The sequence below is a fragment of the Paraburkholderia denitrificans genome (assembly GCF_042655705.1).
Classification (GTDB): domain Bacteria; phylum Pseudomonadota; class Gammaproteobacteria; order Burkholderiales; family Burkholderiaceae; genus Paraburkholderia; species Paraburkholderia denitrificans.
Genome location: NZ_JBHSMP010000009.1, coordinates 212,434 through 237,837, shown reverse-complemented (window position 1 = coordinate 237,837; position 25,404 = coordinate 212,434). Strand labels below are relative to the sequence as shown.

20 protein-coding genes and 1 pseudogene are annotated in these 25,404 nt (G+C 66.5%); 14 read left to right on the top strand and 7 right to left on the bottom strand.

Going from position 1 to position 25,404, the window contains the following annotated elements; translation table 11 throughout:
• Positions 1-17: 17 nt before the first annotated feature.
• Complete coding sequence (locus ACFPTO_RS07000; protein WP_377710376.1) at positions 18-785, top strand: DUF4088 family protein; 768 nt, start codon at positions 18-20, stop codon at positions 783-785.
• 57 nt (positions 786-842) lie between these two features.
• Here ACFPTO_RS07000 and ACFPTO_RS06995 read toward each other — a convergent pair whose 3' ends face one another.
• Positions 843-3,005 carry an ATP-dependent helicase gene (locus tag ACFPTO_RS06995; RefSeq protein ID WP_377710375.1) on the bottom strand — a complete coding sequence of 721 codons (2,163 nt, stop codon included), beginning with the start codon at positions 3,003-3,005 and terminating at the stop codon, positions 843-845.
• A gap of 241 nt (positions 3,006-3,246) precedes the next feature.
• Between ACFPTO_RS06995 and ACFPTO_RS06990 the strand changes: the two genes are divergently transcribed.
• Positions 3,247-3,468: an RNA-binding S4 domain-containing protein gene (locus tag ACFPTO_RS06990; protein ID WP_377710373.1), complete on the top strand. Its 222-nt coding sequence runs from the start codon at positions 3,247-3,249 to the stop codon at positions 3,466-3,468.
• Positions 3,469-3,612: 144 nt separating this feature from the next.
• Positions 3,613-5,010 (top strand): MATE family efflux transporter, encoded by a 1,398-nt coding sequence (locus ACFPTO_RS06985; protein ID WP_377710372.1) that lies wholly within the window; start codon positions 3,613-3,615, stop codon positions 5,008-5,010.
• A 165-nt stretch (positions 5,011-5,175) separates the two neighbouring features.
• Here the strand turns inward: ACFPTO_RS06985 and ACFPTO_RS06980 are convergent, their stop codons facing one another.
• Positions 5,176-6,003: an EamA family transporter gene (locus ACFPTO_RS06980; protein ID WP_377710371.1), complete on the bottom strand. Its 828-nt coding sequence runs from the start codon at positions 6,001-6,003 to the stop codon at positions 5,176-5,178.
• Between the two features lie 798 nt (positions 6,004-6,801).
• Between ACFPTO_RS06980 and ACFPTO_RS06975 the strand changes: the two genes are divergently transcribed.
• Complete coding sequence (locus ACFPTO_RS06975; RefSeq protein ID WP_377710561.1) at positions 6,802-8,517, top strand: phospholipase D family protein; 1,716 nt, start codon at positions 6,802-6,804, stop codon at positions 8,515-8,517.
• Positions 8,518-8,660: 143 nt separating this feature from the next.
• The gene (fumC, locus tag ACFPTO_RS06970) at positions 8,661-10,061 is read left to right on the top strand and encodes a class II fumarate hydratase (protein ID WP_377710370.1); all 1,401 of its coding nucleotides are present in this window, start codon (positions 8,661-8,663) and stop codon (positions 10,059-10,061) included.
• Positions 10,062-10,165: 104 nt separating this feature from the next.
• On the opposite strand, the gene ACFPTO_RS06965 is transcribed toward fumC, so the two are convergent.
• The 3 genes and pseudogenes from ACFPTO_RS06965 to ACFPTO_RS06955 all read right to left on the bottom strand — a co-directional run bounded on the left by ACFPTO_RS06965 (position 10,166) and on the right by ACFPTO_RS06955 (position 11,980).
• Positions 10,166-10,669, bottom strand: a complete 504-nt coding sequence (locus ACFPTO_RS06965) for an acyl-CoA thioesterase (RefSeq protein ID WP_377710369.1) — start codon at positions 10,667-10,669, stop codon at positions 10,166-10,168.
• A 243-nt stretch (positions 10,670-10,912) separates the two neighbouring features.
• Positions 10,913-11,779 (bottom strand): annotated as a pseudogene (locus ACFPTO_RS06960) (GlxA family transcriptional regulator); the annotation flags it as partial.
• Between the two features lie 57 nt (positions 11,780-11,836).
• Positions 11,837-11,980 (bottom strand): hypothetical protein, encoded by a 144-nt coding sequence (locus ACFPTO_RS06955; RefSeq protein WP_377710366.1) that lies wholly within the window; start codon positions 11,978-11,980, stop codon positions 11,837-11,839.
• A 215-nt stretch (positions 11,981-12,195) separates the two neighbouring features.
• Here ACFPTO_RS06955 and ACFPTO_RS06950 point away from each other — a divergent pair, with 215 nt between their 5' ends.
• Positions 12,196-12,909, top strand: coding sequence for an ArsR/SmtB family transcription factor (locus tag ACFPTO_RS06950; protein ID WP_377710364.1), 714 nt, complete (start codon positions 12,196-12,198; stop codon positions 12,907-12,909).
• A 238-nt stretch (positions 12,910-13,147) separates the two neighbouring features.
• On the top strand, positions 13,148-15,727 hold the full coding sequence (locus tag ACFPTO_RS06945) for a DUF6600 domain-containing protein (RefSeq protein ID WP_377710363.1): 2,580 nt from the start codon (positions 13,148-13,150) through the stop codon (positions 15,725-15,727).
• 93 nt (positions 15,728-15,820) lie between these two features.
• Here the strand turns inward: ACFPTO_RS06945 and ACFPTO_RS06940 are convergent, their stop codons facing one another.
• Complete coding sequence (locus ACFPTO_RS06940; RefSeq protein ID WP_377710362.1) at positions 15,821-16,801, bottom strand: thymidylate synthase; 981 nt, start codon at positions 16,799-16,801, stop codon at positions 15,821-15,823.
• A 202-nt stretch (positions 16,802-17,003) separates the two neighbouring features.
• Positions 17,004-18,395 carry a sigma-54 dependent transcriptional regulator gene (locus ACFPTO_RS06935; RefSeq protein WP_377710361.1) on the bottom strand — a complete coding sequence of 464 codons (1,392 nt, stop codon included), beginning with the start codon at positions 18,393-18,395 and terminating at the stop codon, positions 17,004-17,006.
• Between the two features lie 545 nt (positions 18,396-18,940).
• On the opposite strand from ACFPTO_RS06935, the gene ACFPTO_RS06930 reads away from it, so the two are divergent.
• The 7 genes from ACFPTO_RS06930 to ACFPTO_RS06900 all read left to right on the top strand — a co-directional run bounded on the left by ACFPTO_RS06930 (position 18,941) and on the right by ACFPTO_RS06900 (position 25,369).
• The gene (locus tag ACFPTO_RS06930) at positions 18,941-19,477 is read left to right on the top strand and encodes a hypothetical protein (protein WP_377710360.1); all 537 of its coding nucleotides are present in this window, start codon (positions 18,941-18,943) and stop codon (positions 19,475-19,477) included.
• Positions 19,478-19,548: 71 nt separating this feature from the next.
• Positions 19,549-20,040 (top strand): hypothetical protein, encoded by a 492-nt coding sequence (locus ACFPTO_RS06925; RefSeq protein WP_377710359.1) that lies wholly within the window; start codon positions 19,549-19,551, stop codon positions 20,038-20,040.
• Positions 20,037-20,690 carry a hypothetical protein gene (locus tag ACFPTO_RS06920; protein WP_377710357.1) on the top strand — a complete coding sequence of 218 codons (654 nt, stop codon included), beginning with the start codon at positions 20,037-20,039 and terminating at the stop codon, positions 20,688-20,690. Before ACFPTO_RS06925 ends, ACFPTO_RS06920 begins: the two co-directional genes overlap by 4 nt.
• Before the next feature lie 28 nt (positions 20,691-20,718).
• Positions 20,719-22,125: a hypothetical protein gene (locus ACFPTO_RS06915; protein WP_377710356.1), complete on the top strand. Its 1,407-nt coding sequence runs from the start codon at positions 20,719-20,721 to the stop codon at positions 22,123-22,125.
• A gap of 61 nt (positions 22,126-22,186) precedes the next feature.
• Positions 22,187-22,900, top strand: a complete 714-nt coding sequence (locus ACFPTO_RS06910; protein ID WP_377710354.1) for a C39 family peptidase — start codon at positions 22,187-22,189, stop codon at positions 22,898-22,900.
• A 15-nt stretch (positions 22,901-22,915) separates the two neighbouring features.
• Entirely contained in the window at positions 22,916-23,764 is an 849-nt protein-coding gene (locus ACFPTO_RS06905) for a peptidase C39 (protein ID WP_377710352.1), read from the top strand.
• Between the two features lie 129 nt (positions 23,765-23,893).
• Positions 23,894-25,369 (top strand): hypothetical protein, encoded by a 1,476-nt coding sequence (locus tag ACFPTO_RS06900; protein WP_377710351.1) that lies wholly within the window; start codon positions 23,894-23,896, stop codon positions 25,367-25,369.
• The last annotated feature ends 35 nt before the right edge of the window (positions 25,370-25,404 follow it).

Sequence of the window (25,404 nt, the reverse complement as noted above, 5' to 3'; positions counted from 1 at the left end):
TTACACGGGACGACCACATGGGGCACATCACCCTCAATCTCAAGGACGAAACGCTTGCAACGCTGCGCAAGGACTTCGAAGCCTTCTTGCGCGTGTCGCTTAAGCTCGATCCGCAGTTCGCGACGCCGTCGTTCGAGGACTTCCTGCGCGCCAAGCTGCTCGACAACATGGTGCCGCTCACCGAGCACGCGGTGCAGCGCATGTTGGCGGGCGGGCAGTATGCCTGGGCCAAGCGCACGCTCGACAAGGAATTCCCCGAGGTGGTCTCGATCCTGATGCGGCAGGCGACCGCATTCGGCTTCGGCTTTGCGTCGCGCCCCGAGTGGACGCCCGAGGAGCTGACCAAGCAGTGCCGCGATTGGGCCGAGGCGATCGTCACCGAGGCGCAGGGCGAATCGATGCTGATCGATCCGCTCGCGGCGCAGATCAAGGCGTCCGTGCAGGACATGCGGGTGCTCGAAGAGACGATGCAGACGCCCGCGTGGCGCCTCTCCGAATCGATGCGCCAGCGCATCTACGAAGCGAAAATCGGCTGCGAAACGAGCACCGGCAGCACCGCGCGCGAGCGCCTGGGCGAACTGCGCGGGCTGCTGCGCCTCGCGATCAACCACGGCGCGTTCCAGAAGCAGGAAGCACAGCAGATCGTCGAGTATCTGCGCCTGTTAAAGCCGGAGATTTTCGTCGAGGAACCCGACGACCTCTTCTCGCGCCTCGCCGCCTGGTTGCGCAACGTGTTCATCCCGCCCCGGAACAACGAACCGCACGGCCACGGCCAATCCCACTAAGTTGCACTGAGTCGCACCAAGTTGCATCAAACCGGCCGGCGCCCACGCTGAAGCGGCCTACTCCCACATCTTCCGGAGCTTCGCGCCGATCTCGATCTTTGCTTTCGCGGCGGCCGCGAGGCCCGCCGCGCCCGGCGCCGTCACCACGGGCGCGGGCGGCCAGGCACACGACTCGAAGAGCGGCAGAGCGGACGCCGCAATGAAACGCGTCCGCGACGCCCAGACATGGCGGTCGCCCGACGCAGTCTGGTTGTGCACGTAGAAGCGCTGCGGCACGACGATGTGCAGATCTTCCTTCGCGCGCGTCATCGCCACATACAGCAGACGCCGCTCTTCCTCGAGTTCCTCGTCGCTGCCCGCGCCCAGATCGGACGGAATGCAGCCGTCCACGCCGTTGAGCACGAATACGTTGCGCCACTCCTGGCCTTTGGCCGAATGGATCGTCGAGAGAATCAGATAGTCCTCGTCGAGCAGCGGATCGGCCGATTCGGCGCTCGTCGCATCGGGCGGATCGAGCGTGAGTTCCGTGAGGAAGCGCTCGCGCGACGCGTAGGTACTCGCGATGCTCTCCATTTGCAGCAGGTCCGCGAGGCGCGCGGACGCGTCTTCGTGATTGCGCTCCAGATGCGGCTCGTACCAGCGCCGCACCAGCTCGAATTCGGCGGGCCACGGCGTCGCACGCGTACCGATGTTGTCAATCAGGGCGACGAACGCGGCCCAGTCGGCCGCCGCGCGCGGCGGCGGCGCGAACGCGGCGAGCGCCTCGGCGGCGCGGTACGCGCCCGTGCACGCCGCAACCTGGTCGAGCAGCCGCGCCGCCGTTGCAGGACCGACGCCCGGCATCAACTGGGTCACGCGAAAGCCCGCGACGCGGTCGAGCGGATTCTCGGCCCAGCGCAGCACCGCGAGCACATCCTTGACGTGCGCAGCATCGAGAAAGCGCAGTCCGCCGAACTTCACGAACGGAATGTTGCGGCGCGCGAGTTCGATTTCGAGCGTCGCGCTGTGGTGTGCGGCGCGAAACAGCACGGCCTGCTGCTTGAGCTTCATGCCCTCCTCGCGCGCCGCGAGAATCTGCTCGACGACATAGCGCGCCTGGGTGGCTTCATCGGCGACGGTCACGAGACGCGGACGCTGCGCCGATACCTGCTCGCTCCAGAGGTTCTTCGTGAAGCGCTCGCGTGCGGCGTCGATCACGGCGTTGGACGCGGCGAGAATCGGCTGCGTCGAGCGGTAGTTGCGCTCGAGCGTCACCTGGCGCGCAGGCGGATCGAACTGCGCCGGGAAGTCGAGGATGTTGCGCACGGTCGCGCCGCGAAACGAATAGATCGCCTGCGCGTCGTCGCCGACCACCGTGAGCCCGCGCCCGTCCGGTTTGAGCGCGAGCAGGATCGCGGCCTGCAGGCGGTTGGTGTCCTGATACTCGTCGACCAGAACGTGATCGAAGCGGGCCGCGAGATCGGCAGCAATCGACGGTTCGGCAGCCATGTGCGCCCAGTAGAGCAGCAGGTCGTCGTAGTCGAGGACGTTCTGTTTCTGCTTCGCATCGACGTACGCCGCGAAGAGCGCGCGCAGTTGCGGCTCCCATTCGAGGCACCACGTGAACGCCCGGCTGAGGACGTCCGTGAGCGTATCCGTGGTGTTGACAACCCGCGAGTAGATGGCAAGACACGTGGACTTCGACGGGAAGCGCTTGTCTTTCGCCGACAAACCCAGCTCATGGCGCACGAGGTTCATCAGATCGGCGGAATCCTCGCGGTCGTTGATCGTGAACGCGGGCGACAAGCCGATGTGTTCGGCGTACTCGCGCAGCAGGCGCGCGCCGATACCGTGAAACGTGCCCGCCCACGTGAGCCCCTGGGCGAGCGTAGCCGCCGCGCCTGGCACACCGGCGGCGATGCGGCCGACGCGGCGCGTCATTTCGAGCGCTGCGCGCCGCGAGAACGTTAGCAGCAGGATACGGTGTGGATCAGCGCCGTTGACGACCAGATGCGCGACGCGATGAGCGAGCGTATTGGTCTTGCCCGAACCCGCGCCCGCGATGACGAGGAGCGGCGGCGGCAGCGCCGCGCCCGGCGCGAATGCGCCGGGGCCGCCATGTTCGACGGCGGCGCGCTGCGCGTCGTTGAGCTTCGCGAGCCAGGCGGCGGTGCTCGGGGCGGGGTTTTCGACAACGGTGGACACGGCAGTGGGCGTCAGGGATCGGGGGCGGCGACGCATACTGTATATCCATACACCCCGCGCCCGCAAGCGCCGTTCGCACCGCGATCTGGCGGCATTTATGGCCGAACGGCGGCGGTTCGGCGCAGCGCGCCACGGCGTATCCTCTCTAAAGCGCTCCGAAGCCATGTTGTGTGCGAGAACATCATCGCTGGGTCAACGCGTATTACATGGCTTATGATGCGAACCCTTCGACTCACCCAATTCCTGCCCCCTGAATGGCAGGAGAACCGTACACGCCATGCCCAACCTCGATTTCACGCTGACCGGCGATTTCGTCGAACTGCACAACCTCCTGAAGATCACCGGACTCGCCGATAGCGGCGGCTCGGCCAAACAGATCGTCGCGTCGGGCACGGTCAAGGTGGACGGCGAAGTCGAACTGCGCAAGACCTGCAAGATTCGCGCGGGCCAGGTGGTGCTGCTCGGCGACACGCGCATCGCCGTGCTTGAAGCCGATTGAACCAGGCCGATTGAAAGAATTCGCACCAAAAATGGGCTTCATGATCGACAACGCGGCGTTCCCGCCATAAGCTGTCAGCTTCGACAGAACGCCCTCTCCTCTCTAACGTATACGCGGCGCGATTTTTCGCGCCGCTTGCTTTTCATGACTCGACCGACGCTCGCCGCGCGCGCCATCGCGCCGCCCACGCTGACCCGCCACGCCGCCGACACCGCCCGTCTTGCCGCGCCGCTCGCCATCGCGCAGCTTTCGCAGATGGCAATGGGCGTCACCGATACGGTGCTGCTCGGCTCGCTCGGCTCCGACGCGCTCGCCGCAGGCGGGCTCGGCGCAAACCTGTTCTTCGTCGTCGTGACGGTGCTGCAGGGCGTGCTGACCTCGGTGAGCGTGAGCGTCGCGCAGGCGCGCGGCGCGGACAACGAGAGCCACGTTCCGCACATCTACTGGACCGGTTTCGCGCTCTCGCTGATGCTCGCGCTGCCCGCCTTCGCGCTGCTCTCGTTTGCCACGCCCATCCTGCTCGCACTCGGCGAGCCGGCGCTGCTTGCGCATCACGTCGGCGAATACGCAGCCGTGCTGCGCTGGGGCGCGCCCGCGAGCCTGATCGGCGTGGGGCTCATGCGCTCGTTCCTGCCCGCGATCGGAGCCGGAAAACGGCTGCTCTGGGTGTCGATTGCGTGCGTGTTCGTCAACGGTTTCCTCAACTACGGGCTCATCCACGGCGTGTGGGGCCTGCCGCGGCTCGGGTTCCTCGGCTCGGCGGCAGCCACCGCGATCACGGTCTGGCTCATCGCCATCGTGCTGATGGCGCTCTTGCACCTGCGGCCCTCGCACCAGCATTTCGTCGCTGCGCGGCGGCCCACAGCACCGCTGATGGGCGAACTCGTCTCGATCGGCTGGCCGGTCGCGATCACCTACGCCGTCGAAGCCACGCTGTTCCTCGCCACCGGCCTGCTGATGGGCCTGCTCGGCGCCATGCCGCTCGCGGCGCACCAGATCGCACTGAACGTCGCATCGGTGTCGTTCATGGTGCCGCTCGCGATCGGCCAGGCGGCCAACGTGCGCGTCGGCTATTGGGCCGGCGCGGGACAACCGCACGCGGCGCGCCATGCGGGATTCGCCGCGCTCGGGCTCGGCGTGGGATTCATGTCGATGTCGGCGCTCGTGATGGTGCTCGCGCCGCGCTGGATCGTCGGCCTGTACCTGCATCTGGACGACCCCGCCAACGCGGCAACCGTCGCACTCGCAACGTCGCTGCTCGGTGTGGCCGCGCTGTTCCAGATCGTCGACGGCGTGCAGACGGTGGGTTCGGGCTGCCTGCGCGGGCTCAAAGACACGCGTATTCCGATGCTGGCGGCCACGCTCGGCTACTGGGGCATCGGCTTTCCCACGGGCTATGTGCTCGCGTTCCACTTCGGCCTTGGTGCGCGCGGCCTCTGGTGGGGCCTCGCCGCCGGGCTCGCCACGGTTGCGCTCCTGATGACGTTACGCTTTCACCGCATGAGCCTGCGCCGCGACGCTGGATCCGCGGCGCGCGGCTGAAGCGCCGGGCGGCTCAGGCTCGGTGCGCGCCGCGCGTGCAGCCCGGCCCGCCAGCGTGGCGCTGCCGACAGCACCAACGGCAACGATCTGGCCGCCCCTCCGGGTCGTCATGAAGCAGTCTTAGGCAACCGGCCTCGACGATTCCCTGGGCAGCCCGCCGCACGCTCAACTACCGATATAAATTGCGCCGCTCGCGATGACGATGCACGAAAGAAGGCGTTTCGCGGTCAACTTTTCGTGAAAAAATATCCGCCCGATGATTACGGCGAACACCACGCTCGTTTCGCGGATGGCGGAGACTCCCCCCATCGTGCCGAACTGCATCGCCCACACCACGATGCCGTATGCCGTGATCGAGACCAGCCCTCCGGCCACGGAGCTTGAGATTTCGATTGACGGCACTTTCAGCGCGCGCAAGCCGCGACGAGCAATGAAGATGGGCGGTAGCGCCAGATAGGATAGAAACGTCCACGCGTTATACGACACGGCGTTGCCGGATAGCCGGACTCCGACGCCATCGATCACGGTGTACAGCGCGATCATGACGCCGGTGGCCAGCGCGGCGACGAAGGTCGATCGCGAGAGCTGCCTGCGCTCGAACGCAAGCGTCACGATCCCTGCCGATACCAGACATACGCCGACGATTTTCGCCAGACCGAGCGTCTCTCCGGTGACGAGGGTTGCGCCCAACGCCACCAGCAGCGGCGACGCACCTCGGGCGATCGGATAAACAACGCCTAAATCTCCGCGTCGATACGCATAAACAAGCCCGAGGTTGTAGAAAATGTGCGCGATGCCCGATGCGATGACGAACGGCCACGCGGAAGCGTCGGGAAGGGGCAGGAGCGTGACGGCAACCGCTGCAACGCCGCCGACACCGATGCTCATCCACGCCATCGAAACGAAGCGGTCGCGATTGCCGTGCAGAATTGCGTTCCACGAAGCGTGCAGCAACGCGGAAAGAAAAACTAATGCGCTGACGTAGTTCAACATGGCTTATTACAATTTTCGTTCTACCTGGTAATCGATGGTGAACTCGCGATACCGCGCCAGGCCATCCGCGATAATTCAGATGGTGCTCAAGCGCGCAAGTGTTTCGTCGAATGTGGCATCGGAAGGATGCACTGAATGCAGATATTGCTTATGAAAATGCGAGTGACAATCCTTTATAGCTGAATCGGAAATACAAACCCCTATCGATGCAGCCTTATTCTAAAGATGCAAATCCACCGATGCGTTACCTTCCGTCACCGCACCGACGGAAGCCGGGTTTCCAAAACTTCATAATCATTTTTAATGAGTGAAGATAAGATGCGCCCGGCTGTTTTCGCGCAATTTCCCCAATCGGAGTCCTAATAATTCGGCGATGTGTAGAGGGCCCAGACAGGATTCTGCTGCAGGAAAAGAAATTCGCTTCATTTTTATCAGCATTCACCGTCGAATTTTCAGAAGGCTACAGATGGATCATGAAAGCATTATGAAAGAATAGTCATAGGCTCTCCGTGATCCACGCGCGGCACGCTATGTGCGGCACGTTCCGCGTGCGACGTTCAAGGTCGTCACAGGCTTCGCTGCATGCATCGCCATCTCCATTCGTTCAGGACGAATGCAGTGTCGCGTGCGCCCGGATCCCGACGTTTCCAGCCGATCTGAAACGACAGTTGCCGTCGGGACGGCTCGCGGCGCCCGCCGCGCCGCTTCCCGTAGAATCCTCGCGAACGCCGTGAAACGAAAACGAAACGCTGCGCACCTCGTTCGCCCCGGAGACTCTGCTTGACCGCGCATCCAGCCCTGACCGATTCCTCGACGTGCCGCAACCGCGCGGCCGCGCACGCGCAGCGCGTCTCGCCGTCCCCCGCCCGCTCCCGCGTGCGCCGCACACCGCGCATCGCGCGCTTCATCCATGCATGTCTCGTTGTGCTTTGCGCCTCACTCGTCACAGCGTGCGCGACACGTCCGCCCGCCACGGCACTCCCGCGCCAGACCACGCACGCACTGTCGCCCTCGGCCGATACGCCGCTTCACGCCGCGCTCGCAGCGCCCGAGACCGCGCATCCGGGACAGTCGGGTTTCCGCCTGCTCGCGACGGGCACCGACGCGCTCCAGATGCGCATCGCACTCGCCCGCGCGGCCACGCGCACGCTCGATCTGCAGTACTACATCGCGAACGAGGACACGACCGGCAAGCTGCTGCTCGGCGCGGCGCTCTACGCGGCCGATCGCGGCGTGCGCGTGCGCATGCTCGTCGACGATCTGAACTTCCACGACATCGACAGCCTGATGGCCGCGCTGAACACGCACCCGCTGATCGAGATCCGCGTGTTCAATCCGTACGGCAGCGCGCAGGAGAGCATGTTCACGCGCACGGCAAACCTGTTCACCAACCTCGACCAGTTCACGCGCCGCATGCACAACAAGGCGATGATCGTCGACAACCAGTTGGCGATCGTCGGCGGCCGCAATCTCGGGGACGAGTACTTCAGCGCAAGCCCGACGCTGCAGTTCACCGACCTCGACGTGCTCGCGGCGGGTCCGGTCGCCGCGCGGGTGTCGGCGAGTTTCGACGACTACTGGAACAGCAGCATGTCGTATCCGCTCAGCGCGCTGAATCACCAGACCTTCGATCCGCACGAGCTCGACAACGCGCGCAACATGTTGCGCGCGCACTGGCACAACAACGCCGCCCCCTACGATGCAAAGCCGCTGAACGCCACGCCGCTTGCCGCGCAGATCGCCGGGCACCAGTTGGGGCTCGACTGGGCGGATTGCACGTTCGTCGCCGATTCGCCCGGCAAGATCGCCAACGCACAAGAGACGCAGAGCGCGCAGCCAGGCGACGCGATGCGCTCGCTGATCGAGCGCATCCGCACCGCGCAGACGAGCGTGCTCGTGTTCACGCCGTATTTCGTGCCGCACGATACGGGCGTGCAGGAAGTGCGCAAGCTGAGCGCGCGCGGCGTGCGCGTCGCGTTCCTCACCAATTCGCTCGCCGCGACCGACGCCATCGTCGTGCAGGCCGGCTATAGCCCCTACCGCGTGCCGCTTCTGCGCGCGGGCGCCGAACTCTACGAGTTCAAGCCGACCCATCCCGAGCGGCGGAACCTGCGCCTGCGCGGCATCGCGGGTTCGGGCTCGCGAGCGAGCCTGCACGCGAAGGCTTACGTGATCGACGAGCGCACGCTCGTAATCGGCTCGCTCAATCTCGATCCGCGCTCGGCGCGACTCAACACCGAACTCGCGCTCACGATCGACAGCCCCACGCTCGCACACGAAGTCGCCAGCTATTTCGCGCGCGCGACTTCGCCCGAACTCAGCTACCGCGTGACGCTCGCCACGCCCGAAGAACGTGCGCAGCTCACGGGCAACACCGCGGCGCATTCGCCGCTCGTGTGGACCGACGTGGAGAACGGCGTGGTTCACACCTACAACCTCGATCCCCACGCGGGTTTCTACCGGAATGTCCTAACCGGGCTATTCTTGCTGTTGCCGCTCGACAATCAGCTTTAACTGCGAGCTTTAACCGCTAGCTTTAACCACGGGCTTTAACCGCGAGCTTCGACTGCAAACGCCGACCGCGCGCTGTGAGTGCGCGATCCGACGTCGGGCTTCGACCCCGCGAGTCGGCACCGCACCATCCATCGGAGTGGACCATGACCGAAGACACAAGAATGGAACGCGACACGTTCGGCGAAATCGCCGTGCCGGCCGCGCGCCTCTGGGGCGCGCAGACGCAGCGCTCCCTGCAGAATTTCCGCATTTCCACCGAGAAGCAGTCGCCGGAGCTGATCACCGCGCTGGCCACGATCAAGCGCGCGGCGGCCGAGGTGAATCTCGGGCTCGGCGTGCTCGACGAGAAAAAGGCGCACGCCATCATGCAGGCCGCCGACGAGATCATCGCCGGCAAACATCCCGGCGAATTCCCGCTCGCGGTCTGGCAAACCGGCTCCGGCACGCAGACCAACATGAACCTCAACGAGGTGATCGCAAACCGCGCAAGCGAGATTCTGGGCGGCGAGCGCGGCGAAGCGCGCCTCGTCCATCCGAACGACGACGTGAACCGCGGCCAGTCGTCGAACGACGTGTTCCCCACGGCGATGCACGTCGCCGCCGCGTACGGCATCGTCAAGCATCTGCTGCCCGCGTTGAAGACGCTGCGCGACACGCTCGACGGCAAATCACGGGCTTTCGCCGACATCGTGAAGATCGGCCGCACGCACCTGCAGGACGCCACGCCGCTCACGCTCGGCCAGGAGTTTTCCGGCTATGTCGCGCAGCTCGACCAGGGCATCCGCCATGTGCAATCGGCACTGCCGCATCTGTACGAACTCGCGCAGGGCGGCACGGCAGTCGGCACGGGGCTGAACGCGCACCCGCAGTTCGCGCAGAAGGTGGCCGAAACGATCGGCAGGCTTACCGGCGTGCCCTTCGTGACGGCGCCGAGCAAGTTCGAGGTGATGGCCGCCGCCGATGCGCTGGTATTCGCGCACGGCGCGCTCAAGACCGTCGCCGCGAGCCTCATGAAAATCGCCAACGATATTCGCTGGCTCGCGAGCGGACCGCGCTGCGGGCTGGGCGAATTGTCGATTCCCGAGAATGAGCCCGGCAGTTCGATCATGCCAGGCAAGGTGAATCCGACGCAATCCGAAGCAGTCACCATGCTCTGCTGCCAGGTGTTCGGCAACGACGTCGCCGTGAATGTGGGCGGCGCGAGCGGCAACTTCGAATTGAACGTATTTCGCCCGATGATCGCGCATAACGTGCTGCAGTCGATTCGCCTGCTCGCGGACGGCGCGCTCTCCTTCAACGATCATTGCGCCGTGGGCATCGAGCCGAACCGCGCGCGCATCGACACGCTGCTCAACGAATCGCTGATGCTCGTCACCGCCCTCAATCCGCACATCGGCTACGACAAGGCGGCGCAGATCGCCAAGAAGGCGCACAAGGAAGGCACGACGCTCAAGGCCGCGGCGCTCGCGCTCGGCCATGTCACCGAACAGGAGTTCGATCTGTGGGTGCGTCCCGAGGAGATGGTCGGAAATCTGAGGACGTAGCGGCGTTCATTGCGCACGCACCTTCACACGCGCGCAAACATGCAAACGGGCGGCCCAGGCCGCCCGCTTTTATCGCGGCTTCAAACGAAGCCCTGAAAGACGCGCTAAACGACGCCCTTCGCGACTTCGTCGGGTTTCAGTTCGACGATCGCGTCGAGCGCTTCCTTCACGTCGAGCGCGTATTTGGCGAGACGTTTCTGCTCGTCGGTTTCCGGCACGAACGACGGCACCGGAATCGGATTGTTGTTTTCGTCGACGGCGACGAAAACGATCAGGCAATCGGTCGTGAGCCGCAACTGGCCGCTCTTCGGATCGCCCGCGTGCACGGTGATGTGAATGTGCATCGACGTGCGGCCCGTCGCGACGACGCGCGCGCGCAGCTCGACCATGTTGCCGACCTGAATCGGCCGGCGAAAGCGGATATTGCCGACGCTCACCGTCACGCAATAGCGGCCCGACCAGACGGCGGCGCACGCGTAGGCGGTTTCGTCGATCCATTTCATCAGCGCACCGCCGTGCACTTTGCCGCCGAAATTCACCGAGGTCGGCTCGGCAAGGAAGCGAAACGTCGTTTCCGAACGGTCCAGCGGCTGGGATGGCGTACTCATGATGGGCTCCGCTCGTGGGATGTCCGCTCGCGCGGAGGGTTGTCTCGGGAGGCGTCGATTATACGGGCGTAGCCATCGCGGCGCTGCGCCTGCGCGTGCCCCATCGGGCACGCGCCGTACGGCAAGCGTCCCACGAACGGCGCGGCACGGAAAGCCCTATCAGAAACGCGGGAAAAAGCGCGGAAAAACCGCGCAAGAAATGTGCAGAAGAATGTGGAACCGCGTGTAGAACCGCGTGTGGAACTACGCCGCCGCGAAACGCGCCCGGTAATCGAGCGGCAACACGCCATACGAGCGCTCGAACGCGCGCCGCAGATTCTGTTCGCTGCCGAAGCCGCAATCGGCGGCGATCCGCTTGAGCGGCCGACGCGACTGGAGGAGCGCATGCGCGGCGGCTTCGACGCGCATCGCCGCCACGGTGCGGGCGGGCGTGCGTCCCACCGCCTCGACATAGCGGCGCGCGAAGGTGCGCGGACTCATGCGCGCCGCCTCGGCCAGACGATCGACGCTCAGTTCCCGATGCAGATTCGCCGCCATCCAGCCGTGCAACGCGTCGAAGGCGCCGCCCGCCGACATCTGCGCGGCCAGCGGCTCGCTGAACTGCGCCTGGCCGCCGGGCCGCTTTATGAACACGACAAGCCGCCGCGCAGCCTCGATCGCCACGGCATGCCCGCAATCCTCTTCGATGAGCGCCAGCGCGAGGTCGATGCCCGCCGTCACGCCCGCCGACGTCCAGACGACGCTCGAGCCGCGCACATCGCACAGGAAGATCGGATCGGGATCGACATCGACCGCCGGAAAGCGCCGCTTCAGCTGCTCCGCGTTGCACCAGTGCGTCGTCGCGCGGCGTCCGTCGAGCAGCCCCGCCGCCGCGAGATAGAACGCCCCCGTGCAGATCGACGCGACACGCCGCACGCGCGGTGCGCAAGCGGCAATCCAGGCGACGAGTTCGGGCTGCAGGCGCGTCGTGTCGTCGATGGGGATGCCCGGCACGATCAGCGTATCGATGCTGGCGCAGTCAAGCGCGTCGAGCCGCTCCGTGACGACCGGCAGGCCCGCGAAGGTCGGCAGCACGCCGCCCGCCAGCGAGGCGATGGTGATGCGGTAGGCAGTCTCGTCAATTTTGCTTCAAGTTCCGCCAGCCAACGCGGTGCTCAAGCGCCGCGATCAGTGGCGGATGACGATGCCTTCGTCGAGCGTGCCGTACATCGTGATGCCGCTTGCGTCGCTCGACGGCATGGAGCCGCCGGCGCAGGCCGTGCAGAGAATCGCGAGCGAGCACGCGGCCGCGATGGCAAGAAGACGCCTCATTGCAGTGGGTGAAGTCCGAATAAGAACCTGAATTCTAGCGCCGTGGGCATGCGGCCTGCACGAAAGCCGCGTTCGATATTTCATGTCGCACTGAAACGTCGAATGCTGCGTGCGGCTAAAGTGACGTTATACGCACCCCCGCACACCCCCGCGCACGCCAGCGGGCGCCCACGAGCACCCGCATGCCGCCGCCGGACCACCATAGAGGAATCGCCATGCCAGCCACACCCGCCGCCGATACCCGCCACTTTCCCGGTCTCTCGCGCATCGGCGCGCTGCTCGCCGATCCCGGGCGCGCCGCCATGCTGTGGGCGCTGATGGACGGCAGCGCCCGCCCGGCCGGCGAACTCACGCTGATCGCGGGCCTTTCGCCATCGGCTGCGAGCGCACACCTCGCGCGCCTCACCGACGGCGGCCTGCTCGCACTCGACGTGCGCGGCCGTCACCGCTACTACCGGATCGCGACGCCCGATGTCGCCGCGGCGATCGAAGCGCTGATGAATGTCGCCCAGGTGAGCACCGCGACATTGCCCGCAACGAAGCCCGCGCGCACCGTGCCGCTCGAAATGCGCCATGCACGCACCTGCTACGACCACATGGCGGGCGAAGTCGCGGTGCAAGTGTTCGAGCGGCTGGTCGGCGACGGCGTGCTGGTGCGCGAAGGCGAGAACATCGACGCGACACCCGACGGCGCCGCGCGCCTGCGCGACTGGGGCGTGGACATCGGCGCGCTGCGCTCGCGCCGCCGCCGCTTCGCGTGTACCTGCCTCGACTGGAGCGAGCGGCGGCCGCACCTTGGCGGCGCACTGGGCGCGGCACTGCTCGACGCGTGGATCGCGGGCGGCTGGGTCGAACGCGCGAGCCTGCCGCGCGTGCTGCGCATCACGCCGAAGGGTCAGCGCGCGTTCGACGCGCTTACTGCGAGCTGACGCGTTGCCATCCCGCGATTGCGCCGCATAGCCGGTCATTGCATCTGCGTTTTCGCCTGCGTTTTCGCCCCCAAAACCGGCGCTTTTCCCGCGCGATCCTGCACGCGCGGTGGGCGGCACACGTTCTGTTACATATCGAGGATGACCCATTACAATTCCGCGCGCATGGAAACAAGCGGGGCCGCTACAGTTCCTGACAGAGCACGCCGAACTAGAAGGCGTACCGTGGAGAAACAACGTGAAGCACCGCACCGCTACGATCATCCAGTTCCGCCGGACCACCGGCCTCACGCTCATCGCCTGCGCCGCGCTGGCGGCGATGAATCTCGCTGCGGCGCCGACGTTCGCGCAGTCGGCGCCCAGCGGCGCACCCGTCGCCCAGAGCGCCGGCATCGATCCGCCAGGACGCGTCGCGCGGCTCGACTACATGGCGGGCCCCGTCACGACCGAACCGGCAGGCGCGACCGACTGGTCCTACGCGCAGCTCAACCGCCCGCTCACGACCGGCGACCAGCTCTGGGACGACGCAAACGCGCGCTCGGAGTTGCACATCGGATCGACGGCGGTGCGCGTCGGCGCACAAACGAGCGTCGACGTCCTGAATCTCGACGATTCGACAGCCCAGTTGAAGGTCGCGCAAGGCACGCTCTCGACGCGGGTGCGCGAACTGCCCCGCGGCACCTCCTGGGAGATCGACACGCCGAATCTCGCGCTTGGCGTGAACGGCCCCGGCGACTATCGCGTCGACGTGGCGCCGGACGGCAGTTCGACGACGGTAACGGTGCGTAGCGGCAGTGCGACGGTCTACGGCGAGAACGGCCAGTTGCCGATGTCGGCGGGCCAGCAGATCCGCTTCGCCGGAACCGACCTGCAGGAGGAGGCCGCCGAGCCCGCGCCGCCGCCCGATTCATTCGATCGTTGGGCGCTCGCGCGCGACGCCGCGGAGGACCGCTCGATCTCGGCGCGCTATGTTTCGCGCGACATGCCGGGCTATCAGGACCTCGACGCCAACGGCACCTGGCACGACGACCCGCAATACGGCGAAGTCTGGGAACCGAACGCGCAGCCCGAGGGCTGGGCGCCGTATCACGACGGCCAGTGGGTCTGGCAGGCGCCGTGGGGCTGGACGTGGGTCGACGACGCGCCCTGGGGGTTCGCGCCCTACCACTACGGACGCTGGGCCAATATCGACGATGAGTGGGCCTGGGTTCCGGGTCCGATGGTCGAGAGCGAACCGCCGGTCTATGCACCTGCGCTCGTCGCCTTCGTCGGCGGCGGAGACGGCGGCCCCGACTGGAGCATCGCACTGAGCAGCGGCGGCATTGCGGCGGCAGGCGTCGCGTGGTTCGCGCTCGGCCCGGGCGAGCCGTGGCATCCGCGCTCGGCGGACTGGAGCCCGCACTACTACGAGCGGGTGAACCGGACCGTCGTCAACAACATCAACATCCGCAATACGTACGTGAACAATACGTACGTGAACTATCGCGTCCCAGGCGCAGTGACGGCGGTGCCCGCGACGGCGTTCGTCCACGGCCAGCCGGTTGCGCGCTTCGCGCAGCGCGTCGATCCGCAGCAATGGCGCGGCGCGCACATCGCATCGGGCACGCCGGGCATCGCGCCGGTGTCGGGCAGCTTCGGCGGCAACATGCGACGCGCCGACTATCGTCCGCCGGGTGCGCTCGCACAGCGCCAGGTCGTGGCGACGCGCGTTCCAGTTACACCGCCTGCGTTGCACGACAATCTCGCCCAACGCTTCGCGCGCGAGCACGGCACGGTGCCGGGCGCGGGCGCGCCGGTCGTGCGTGCTTCCGCGCCCACGCATGCGCCGTTCGGCGCGCCGCAGCGCACATGGGGCCAGCAGAACGTGCGCGTGGTGCCGCCGCATTCGCCGGTGATCGCCGAGAACGGACGGCCCGGCAGCGTGGCGCCGCAGCCCGGCCGTGCGCCCGATTTCGCCGCGCGTGCGCCCGTGCAGGGACATGCCCAGGCGGGAATGGTGCCCGCAATGGCGAATCCGCGCGGTCCGGCTCCGGCAACGCAGGACCACGGCGTGCCGCGCCCGCCGCAGTTTGCGGGCCGGCCGACTGAGGCCATGCCCGGCGGTATGGCTGGTGCGCCCGCTCGCGAGCCGGGCCGCGCACCGAACGCGGCGCCGGTTGAAACGCATCAGCCGATGTGGACGCAGCCGCATGCACCGATGGCCTCGCGCGACCAGCCCGCCGCGCGCGAGAACAACCGCTCGCCGCAATTCGCGATGCAACAGCCGCGCGACGTCTCCCGCGGCCAGCCGCAGCCCCAGGTGCGCGAAGCCGCGCCCGAACGCATGCCGCAGCCGTCGCAGCCGTCGCAGCCGCGGCAGCAGCAAGCGCGTCCTGAGGTTCGTCCGCAACCGCCAGAGCAACATGCGGCATTCCAGCCGCAGCCTCAACCGCAGCCGCGTGCTGAGTTCCACCCGCAACCGCAGCCTCAACCGCAGCCGCGCGCTGAGTTCCGCCCGCAGCCTCAGCCTCAACCGCAGCCGCGTGCGGAGTTCCGCCCGCAGCCTCAGCCTCAACCGCAGCCACGCGCGGAGTTCCGCCCGCAGCCGCAGCCTCAACCGCAGCCACGCGCGGAGTTCCACCCGCAGCCGCAGCCTCAACCGCAGCCGCGCCCGGAGTTCCACCCGCAACCGCAGCCTCAACCGCAGCCGCGAGCTGAGTTCCACCCGCAGCCGCAGCCGCAACCCCAGCCGCATCCGGCTCCGGCCCCGGCCCCTGCGCCGCATCCGAATCCGAATCCGAACGCGAACCGCGGCCACGACGATCATCAACACGGCTAAGCGCCAGCATCGCGGCGTGCGGCAGCGTCAACAAGAAAGCCGCAGTCCTCTTCAGGACTGCGGCTTTTTATCGGGGATAAAAGCAGCGAGGAATCAGACCGCCATCGGCGCGGTCAGCGGCTCGTGATGCCGGTAGCCGACGAGCGAGAAGTCGGCGGGCTCGACTTTCTCCAGCCACTCGGGCTCATAAACGCCCGTCTTCGCATACTCCGGCACGCGCTCCGAAATCGCGAGCTGCGGGCTCTCGTACGGCTCGCGGCGCAGTTGCTCGTTGAGCATGTCGAGCTGGTTTTCGTAGATGTGCGCGTCGCCGATGAAGTACGTGAACCAGCGCGGCGTATAGCCGGTCAAGCGCCCGACGAGGTGCAGCAGCACCGCCCCTTCGGTCAGGTTGAACGGCGTGCCGAGCCCCACGTCGTTGCTGCGGATATACAGGCACAGCGAGATCTCGCGCTTCGCCGGATTCGGCAGGAACTGGTACAGCAGGTGGCACGCGGGCAGCGCGATTTCTTCCAGCACCGCCGGATTCCAGCCATGAAACAAGATGCGCCGGTCGGTGGGGTTGCTCACGATCGTGTCGAGGCACTGGCGCAACTGGTCGATGGCCTTGTAAAGCAGGACCTTCGGACGGCCGTCCTCGACGAATTGCGCCACGCGCGCGTAGCCGCGCGTTTCGGCGTCGGCGAGGCGGGCCGCCGCAGCGTCGGTATCGGCGTCGAGCACCTTGTACGCCGGCCAGCGCCGCCACTGCACGCCGTAGACGTCGCCGAGATCGTCGGTGCCCTCGCGATACGGATTCGCGAGCCACTGCGCGTTGTCGTTGGCATTGGCGTCCCAAACCTTGCAGCCGAGCGCGCGAAAATCGGCCGCGCTGCTCGACGCACGCAAAAAGCCGATCAATTCGCCGACCGCCGACTTGAACGCCAGTTTTTTCGTCGTCACGGCGGGAAAGCCCTGCTGGAGATCGAAGCGCAGCATGGCGCCGGGCTGGCTGATCGTGCGGATGCCGGTGCGGTTTTCCTGCCAGGTGCCGGTGTCGAGAATCGAGCGGACAAGCTCGAGATACTGTTTCATGCGGGGTCCCTTCGGCGGGCGCGCGGCACCCGGTTCGGATCGATAAACCCCGATTTTAGCAAGCGCGCCGCCAGGGCCAGGAAAACCGGCCCCGCAAGCTGGTGCCAGCGGGTGCCGCATGAACGCGCACGCGGCGCGCGTGGAAAACGAGACGCACCAGGACGAGACACGCGCCGCCCGTGGCGCGCGGCGCAACCCGGACTTACAGGCCGGCCGCCGAAATCATCCCGCCCGGATGCGGCGAGAGCGGCTCGCTTTCCATGTGGCGCATGCCGTGCGCGCACAGCAGCCGGTAAAGCGTCACGCGCGAGATGCCGAGTTCGTGCGCGGCGTCGCCGAGGCGCCCGCGATGGCGCAGGAGCGCGAGTTCGATCGCCTGGCGTTCGGCGGACTCGCGCGCCTGCGCGAGCGACACCGGCATCACCTCGACGTAGTCGCCCAGTTCGAGATCGCGCGCCGTGATCGAGCGCCCTTCCGACATCACGATCGCGCGCCGCACGCGGTTGATCAGTTCACGTACGTTGCCCGGCCAGCTGTAGTTGTGGAGCGCCGCGATCGCGTCGGGCGAGAAGCCGCGCAGACGCCGGCTGCCGTCCTTGCGGAAGCGCTCGAGCATGTGCCGCGCGAGCAGTTCGATGTCCTTGCCGCGCGCGCGCAGCGGCGGCTCGTCGATCTGCAGCACGCACAGGCGGTGATACAGATCCTGCCGGAAGCGCTCTTCGGCCATGGCGGCGCGCATGTCGACGTGCGTCGCCGAAATGATGCGCACATCCACCGGCATCGACTGATGACCGCCGAGGCGCTCGATCTTGCCCTCCTGGAGAAAGCGCAGCAGGCTCGCCTGGCTTTCCATCGGCAGGTCGCCGATTTCATCGAGAAAGAGCGTGCCGCCATTGGCCGCCTCGACGCGCCCGATCTTGCGCTGGTTCGCGCCCGTGAATGCACCGCGCTCGTAGCCGAACAGTTCCGACTGCAGCAGATGCGGCGGAATCGCGCCGCAGTTGATCGGCACGAACGGCGCACCGCGCCGCGACGAGCGCTCGTGAATGGCGACTGCGGTGAGTTCCTTGCCGGTGCCCGACTCGCCCGAGATGAAGACCGGCGCGTCGGTCAGGGCGACCTTGCGGATGGAGCGAAAGAGCGCGAGCATCGCTTCGCACGAGCCGACCATCTCGCCTTCCGCGCCGCCCGTCGTGTCGTTCGAGGCTGCTTCGCCCAGCGAAACCATGCCGTACGCGTGACCGACGGAATCGACGATGCGCTCGCCGCTCCATGGGACCGTTACGTAGTCGAAACAGTAATCGCGCACGAGGCGGCGCAGCGTGGCGTCCTGGAGCTGGCCGGTCGTCGTGGCGGCGACCCAGCCGACGTTGGGCAGCGTGAGGCACGGCTCGAACGAGCCGATCTCCTCCAGATGGAAATGGCTGGAAAGGTCCAGCAGGCCGCCCGCGGGCGACCCGGCGCGCAGCACCCTGCGCGCGTCACGTGCGTTGCCGACCACTTCCACCTGCCAGCCGCGCTCGTGGAACCGCTCATTCAGCGCGTCGCTTGGACTGCGTGATACATACACCAGTTGCCGCGTTGCGGGTTCCATTATTCAGATCCTCTCGCCGACATATTGTTTGAAAATGACGACACGCACCTGAATGCCCAGATACGGAGCATAAAGCACCGCTCATTCTGCCTCGATTCGAAGCGAACGAACATGCTTTTGGCGACGATGAAACCCCGAGACGCGGCGTGTGTGTCATTGCCCCCGAGGGGGTCTTATTCTAATTTGCTCACGAGTGTTTTGATCAAGCTTACTCTATGCGCAACATTTCTGGTTAGAAATTATGCCTGACGAATCAAAACGGGCCGGATGGAAAGGATTCCGGCGCCCGCCGCAACTGATTGCCGTCAGGAAAATTAATAAAGCAGTTGATTCCAACATAACGCCGTCATTAATGTTGCGCTTCCAGAATGTATTGCATACGCAATACTTCACGCTGTTTTAATGGCTTCACGTTTCAGCGCTGAAACGTTTTGGCGAAAATCCGCCATTCGAGAATCGGCGGAAAAAGCGCTCACCGAAGTACATCAATGGATTGCGGCGCATGGCACACGTTTCGCTAAATCTCCGGCACGAGGAGATACGCCATGCGACTCAAACACCTCATCGTCCGGCGCCCTGTCACCGGCGGCACCGCAGCCCTTACTGCCTTCGCGGCGGCGGCGCTGTTCGGGCTTGCACCGGCGGTGCGCGCGCAAACACCGGACAACGCAGCGGACAACGCAGCCGGTACGCCCGCCGCCCAGGTGCGCGCCGACGCGTCTGCCGATGTCATTCCTGCAACGGTCCATAAGTTGTCCGCGCCCGCGCTCGTCCCGGCGACGCTCGACACGAGCCCGCCGCCGACGGACAGCGCGCGCGCGGACACCGGCGCGCTCGCTGAAGACTCGACACCGCCCGCCGACGCGCCCGTGGTAGCCGGCAGCCCGCTGGACGACCAGACGCTCGCGCACCAGCGTGGCGGCGCGGTCGGCATGTTGATGGTCGCGGCCACGCCGCAGCTCATGCGCGGCGGCGGCAGCGTCACCCTGTGGGATGAAATCGCCCCGCCCGCACCGTTGCCGGTTCCGGTCGACAACTCGCAGGCGGCGCAAGGAAACATCGCTAATTACACGAGAAAGTAAACCGGACCGCTAGCGCGGAACGGCGTCCGGCATGGCGTGAGCCACGCAGACCGGACTCGTTGGAGACCAGCATGTCAGCCTGCATCACGACACCGGCCCACAGCCGGCGTTCGGCCAGGGGCGCCGCCGTTGTCTGCGGATTCCTTGCAGCCGGTGTTTCAGCAGTCGCGTCGGCGCAACAGGATGAGAATCCAGGCGACATCATCGTCGCGCGCGACATCACCCCGCGCAGCGCCTTCGCCAACGTGCCGAAGCGCCAGGATCCGGTCGCCGTGCGCGCGACCACCTTCCCCGCGAGCGGCTTCGATCCGGCGATGGCCGCCGTCGCCTCCGACGCCGATCTCACGAACGCGCGCGGCTCCGCTCGCGTCGCACCGGGCGGCCCGGCCAACGCCAACGCCGCGGGCATGCAGGCGCTCACCGGCATCCTGAGCGGCCGCAACACCGGCAGCAATGTGGCGCTGGGCGCGGGCGCCCAGCCGGGCGGCATCGGCAACACAATCTCGTCCAGCGCGACCGGCGCGCTCGCGCCGCTCGCCGCCGCCCTGGGAGCGATCAAATGAGCGCGCTCCGCACACCCCGCACACCCCGCACGTGCGCCCGCTGGCCGCAGCAGGCAACGCTCGCGCTCGCCGCATGCCTCGTCTGCGCAGGCGCCGCAGAAGTACCAGCGCAGGCGCAGACGGTCAACAACGTGAGCGCCGACATCGGCGCAGGCTCGGCAAACGGCACGCTCGGCGCGGTCGCCGTCAACGAGGCAGCCGGGCTCAACAACGCGCAGGCCAATCAGCTCACGGTCACGAGCGGCAGCCCGGTCATGGCCAACGGCATCGGCAGCGAACAGTACGCGCGGGCACGCGCGCGCCTCGGCAATGCGAGCGCGAGCATCGGCGAGGGCGCGTTTGCTAACGCGTCGGGTGCAGTCATGGTCAACCAGGCTGCGGGCGTGGGAAATATCCAGAGCAACAGTGCGCGGATCGGCACTGGTGTGATCGGTGTGGATGTCGCCTCGGACGCGGAACTGTCCGCGGCGGCAGCGACAAACGGGGGTCCGGGTCGATCGGCCGAGACCCATGGCATTCGTGAAGCGCGTATCGGCAGTGCCGCATTCAGGAATGCGACGGGTCTCGTGCAGGTGAACCAGACCGTCGGAGCCGGTAATGCTACGGCGAACAGTTTTGTGCTCCGTCCCCCGGCGGGCACTCTTTTCTAACTGAACAAATCAGTATCGGAGCGACATCATGAAGCGCACTCTCATCGCTGCGGCCGTTCTCGCGGTCTCCTCGGGCAGCGTTTTCGCCCACGGCGGGATGGATCCGTACATCTTCAATTCCACCGTCATCCATCAAGGCGTCGACCTGTGGGGCGGCGTCCTGCTGTTCGGCTGCGTCGACGTGTCGAACACCACCGGCGCGGTCGTCAACAACACGCAGAGCGTCAACCTCGACGCCGTGACGCTGACGCCGAATCAGCCGACGGGCACGTACACGACGGGTCGCGTGACCACCTTCGTCCACAACACGTCGCGGACGGTCGACGCGGGCGGCACCGCGTCCGCTTCGGTCACGAAGACGAATTTCAGGGCATCGGGGAGTGCGCAAGGCTTCCAGGAATCATCGGGGTATTCCTACGCGAACCAGAAGGCGGCCGTGGCAGGCGGGGGCTACGAATATAGCCAGCAAAGCTCCGGTATCGGCGGCTACTTCTACGACGTGAACCAGAGCCAGGGCGCCCATGTATCGGGCGGCGGCCATGCCGGCGGCTCGTATGGCCACTACAGCTACGGCGACAAGAACTGGGGCGGCGGCGGAGGCTATGTGGCGGGCGGCTTCTCCGGCGGCTACCACGCGTCGAGCTACGCGAAGGGCTCGGGCATCGCCGGCTACTTCGAAGGCACGCAGGGTTCCGGTCAGGCTGCCGCCTGGGGATTCTCGGCAAACGAGGGCTCGGGCCACCAGGCCTTCCACGAGCAGTCGAGCGGCTATTCGATATCCGGCTCCATCGACTCGCACTCGGTCACGGCCAACTGGAACGTGCAGGCGCATGACAACACCACCGACGTCACGACGGTCGGCGCGGTCACGACGCACTACAACGGCATTCCGGCCGGCTCGCTCGACGCGAATATCGGCGGCACCGGCGCGCCCGGCGCAGGCGTCTCGGGCAATGTCGGCATCAACATCTCGGAAGGCGTCGACAACGCGCAGAACAACGAAGCGTCGCTCGCCATGATCGATGCGGGCAATGTGTTCGGCAACGCACAGATCTTCAACAGCCAGTCGTCCGCCGGCAACGCGAAGATCAAGAACTTCAACGTCAACGCGTCGGTCGGCAGCAATGCGCTCGCCGGCGCAAGCGGCAATATCGGCGTGAACATCGCCGCGGGCGTGGGCAACGTGCAGAACAACAGCCTCGCCGCATCGAGCAGCACCGGGAAGTCGGCCCCGGATAGCGCAGCGATGGTCGCCACCGACCAGAGCAGCCAGTCCGCCGGCCTGAACTTCAACGGGAGCTTCGGCGGCACCGCCTCGATGGCGCCGAACGCGCTCGCCGGCGCAAGCGGCAACATCGGCGTGAACATCGCTGGTGGCGCGGGCAACGTGCAGCACAACGGTCTCGCCATTGCCGCGCTGACCGTGTCGAAGTAAGCGCCAGGACCCGCGCCGGCTGCGACGTCCGCAGCCGGCGCGATTTCGCCAGGAGGCAACCATGTCCGGGCTCGACCGGTTCCCGGCGTTGAAGGCTTGTGTCGCAGCGCTCGCAGCGTGCGCGTTGTGTGCGCACGCCCACGCACAGTCGAGCATCGACGCGACTAATCTCATCGGCGTGCCGGTGAAGTTGCCGATCCGCTCGATGAAGGACATCCGTTACCGCAGCATCGTCACCCAGCAGTTCGACTACAGCTGTGGCGCGGCTGCCCTCGCGACCCTCCTCAAGTACGGCTACGGCATCGACATTCCGGAAGTGGAGCTGATCCGCCGGATGATGACGTTCTCGACACCGGAAGTGGTCCAGAAGAACGGCTTTTCGATGCTCGACATGAAGAAGTTCGTCGAGACGATCGGCCTGCGCGGACGTGGGTTCCGTGTCAACACCGACGCGCTGTATCACCTGCAGATTCCCGTGCTCGTGCTCATGAACATCAATGGCTACGAGCACTTCGTGATCGTCAAGCATGCCGAAGACGGGCGCATCTTCCTCGCGGACCCGGCGCTCGGCAACCGCATCGTCGCCGAAGGCGACTTCGCCAAGACCTGGAACGGTCTCGTCTTCGCGGTGCTCGGCAAACCGTTCAGGGAGGATTCTCCTTTGCTGCAGAACAACGAGTCGCTTGCGCTGAAGCTGCGCGCCAATGCACTGGCGAACGGCACGGCGGCGACGCCCTTCGTCGATTACGGCCTCGAGCGGGCCGTCATGTTCTGATGTCCTGATCAAGCCATGAAACGCAGCCTCTCACCCCGTGGCGTCACGGCAGCGCTCCTCGCGCTCGCCTGCGGTCATGCGAGCGCAGGCAGCACCGACGCCCCGACGCCACCGGCATTCCTGAGCCCCGGCAGCGTCGCGCAGCACGGCATCCAGTGCGAGAGTGTCGGCGACGACGTGCTCGCCAGTCAGACCGGCAAGTATGCCGGCAGCGACATGATTTCCGGGTTCGTCCTGAGCGTGCTGACCCAATGGCGCTTGCCGAATGGCGCCACGGCCATTGCCCAGGGCGCGCTCACGGTCGCGCGCGACTTCACCAATCAGCTCACCGCACAGATCCAGACCGAGGCCGGAGTCGCCGATACGCGCCGCGGCACCAACATGCACAACAGCGGCGCCGATCCCGCCGCGGTCGCCACGGGTGGACAGAACGTGGCGGTCAACGGCGTGTCGCAGATCACCCAGGTCGCGGGCAACAGCAACATCGGCACCAACAGCGCGATCGTCGAATACAGCAACAGCGCGGTCAACAGCGTGAGCAACATCGCGCCGCAGCCGGGCGTCCCGGCCGCGGGCAACCAGCCCGCCGCGTTCGCCACGAACGCGAACGGCAGCATCCAGGCGGCCATCAGTTTCGCCAATAACAGCGTCAACGTAACGGTGCGGACACCGGCCGGCATCGCCACGCAGAACATCGTGCCTGGCAGCACGCAACAGGCAAGCGCAATCGCCCAGTTGCTCCAGATCGCCGGCAATAACCAGCAGGTCGCCAATCAGTTGTCGCTCGCGCTGCAAACGCAGCAGATGGGCGGCGCGATGATCCGGCAGACCGGCGTGCTGCAGGCGTTGCGCAATTTGCACTGACGAGGAGAGAGCAGCGAGCGCCCCGCCGCACCTGGCACAGCAGGGATGAGGCACATCGCTACACGCGGGAGCGGATTGCGCGACGACCGGTCGGCCACCCGTCTCGAAACCCCGGGGGGGGAAACAAGAATGAACTCGATGACCAGAGCGGGACCGCCGCGCCCGAAGCGCGCGGCCATACCCGTAGCCGCCGCGCTATTCGTGCTCGCACATTCGGCCGGTGCCCAGGAACTTCAGAATCAGTCGGTCGAGGAGCGCGTCAACATGCTTATGCGCGTGGTCGACGAGCAGCAAAAGCAGATCCAGTCGCTCGAACGCCAGGTCACGAATCTGGAGATGGCGCAGCGCGGACGCGGCGTGCCGGGCGCCGCCTCCGCTACTGCGGCTTCCGACACGGCGGTCGCCGAACAGCCCGGCGACGACGGTCTGCCCATGCCGCTGCCGCCGCTCGCCCAGGCGCTGCCGGGCGCGACGGCACCAGGCTCGCTCACGGGCACCGCGACCGGCGTGCCGGTCAATCCGCCCTCGCCCGATGCCGGGCCGGGCGGCGGCGCAACCGGCAGTTCGGCGTCGAGCGGCCCGCAACAGGGCGCGCCCGTCGGCGTGAATCCCACGGTTGGAGAAACGCAGAAAGAAGCGCAGCCGCAGCGCACCCAGGCCGAGCAGGCTGTCGTCGAGCGCGAGCACGCGCCGCTCTTCGACCGTCGGCTCACGCTCGACTGGGGCATCAGCGACACGTATTACGACCGGCGCCAGTTGCAGCTTTCGGGCTTCCTCGCGCTGGACGCGATTTTCCTCGGCAACATCAATCTGGGCGAAACGAAGTCGCACCAGATCCAGGCCGATCTCGACACGCGCTATGGCCTGACCGACCGCATCAGCGTCGACGTCGACGTGCCCTACGTCTACCGCCACAGCACCTTCATCATCGGCGGCGCGGGCGGCGCGGCGGGCACGCTCTCCGATGCCTCGGTCAACTCGTCCGACATCGGCGACGTGACGTTCGGGATCTACTACCAGTTCCTGAAGGAAACCAACAACCTGCCCGATGTGGTCGGCAGCCTGCGCGTGAAGACGCCGACCGGCAGCGCGCCGTTCGGCATCAAGCTCGTGCAGATCAGCGCGGACAACACCAACCTCGTCGCGCCGACCAGGCTGCCCACGGGCACCGGCTTCTGGAACATCACGGCCGGCCTGTCCGTGCTGAAGACCTACGATCCGGTCGTGCTGTTCGGCAGCTTCTCGTACACGTACAACATTGCACGCTCGTTCGCCGATATTTCGTCGGTGGTCGGGCAAGTCGAGCCAGCCGAGGTGAAGCTCGGCGACATCTACCAGTTCGGCGGCGGCGTCGCGCTCGCGTTCTCCGACAAGGATTCGGCCAGCATCGCCTACACGATGGCGATCTCGCCGCAGTCGCAGACCCGGGCGCCGGGCGGTGCCTGGGCCAGCGTGCCGGGCAGCCAGACCACCGCGTCGGTGCTCAACTTCGGCTTGAATCACGTGGTCAACAAGCACCTGACGATCAACGGCGCGGTTGCCGTGGGCCTCACGCCCGACGCACCGAACTTCGTCGTCGGCGTGCGGTTCCCCTATACCTTCTGACGAACACGAGGACGATTGTGCGTGAATCCTCTCCC

Coding starts and splice junctions, on each gene's coding strand:
- ACFPTO_RS07000 (WP_377710376.1), top strand. CDS start 18: ATGGGGCACATCACCCTCAATCTCAAGGACGAAACGCTTGCAACGCTG.
- ACFPTO_RS06995 (WP_377710375.1), bottom strand. CDS start 3,005: ATGCGTCGCCGCCCCCGATCCCTGACGCCCACTGCCGTGTCCACCGTT.
- ACFPTO_RS06990 (WP_377710373.1), top strand. CDS start 3,247: ATGCCCAACCTCGATTTCACGCTGACCGGCGATTTCGTCGAACTGCAC.
- ACFPTO_RS06985 (WP_377710372.1), top strand. CDS start 3,613: ATGACTCGACCGACGCTCGCCGCGCGCGCCATCGCGCCGCCCACGCTG.
- ACFPTO_RS06980 (WP_377710371.1), bottom strand. CDS start 6,003: ATGTTGAACTACGTCAGCGCATTAGTTTTTCTTTCCGCGTTGCTGCAC.
- fumC (WP_377710370.1), top strand. CDS start 8,661: ATGACCGAAGACACAAGAATGGAACGCGACACGTTCGGCGAAATCGCC.
- ACFPTO_RS06965 (WP_377710369.1), bottom strand. CDS start 10,669: ATGAGTACGCCATCCCAGCCGCTGGACCGTTCGGAAACGACGTTTCGC.
- ACFPTO_RS06955 (WP_377710366.1), bottom strand. CDS start 11,980: ATGAGGCGTCTTCTTGCCATCGCGGCCGCGTGCTCGCTCGCGATTCTC.
- ACFPTO_RS06950 (WP_377710364.1), top strand. CDS start 12,196: ATGCCAGCCACACCCGCCGCCGATACCCGCCACTTTCCCGGTCTCTCG.
- ACFPTO_RS06940 (WP_377710362.1), bottom strand. CDS start 16,801: ATGAAACAGTATCTCGAGCTTGTCCGCTCGATTCTCGACACCGGCACC.
- ACFPTO_RS06935 (WP_377710361.1), bottom strand. CDS start 18,395: ATGGAACCCGCAACGCGGCAACTGGTGTATGTATCACGCAGTCCAAGC.
- ACFPTO_RS06930 (WP_377710360.1), top strand. CDS start 18,941: ATGCGACTCAAACACCTCATCGTCCGGCGCCCTGTCACCGGCGGCACC.
- ACFPTO_RS06925 (WP_377710359.1), top strand. CDS start 19,549: ATGTCAGCCTGCATCACGACACCGGCCCACAGCCGGCGTTCGGCCAGG.
- ACFPTO_RS06920 (WP_377710357.1), top strand. CDS start 20,037: ATGAGCGCGCTCCGCACACCCCGCACACCCCGCACGTGCGCCCGCTGG.
- ACFPTO_RS06915 (WP_377710356.1), top strand. CDS start 20,719: ATGAAGCGCACTCTCATCGCTGCGGCCGTTCTCGCGGTCTCCTCGGGC.
- ACFPTO_RS06910 (WP_377710354.1), top strand. CDS start 22,187: ATGTCCGGGCTCGACCGGTTCCCGGCGTTGAAGGCTTGTGTCGCAGCG.
- ACFPTO_RS06905 (WP_377710352.1), top strand. CDS start 22,916: ATGAAACGCAGCCTCTCACCCCGTGGCGTCACGGCAGCGCTCCTCGCG.
- ACFPTO_RS06900 (WP_377710351.1), top strand. CDS start 23,894: ATGAACTCGATGACCAGAGCGGGACCGCCGCGCCCGAAGCGCGCGGCC.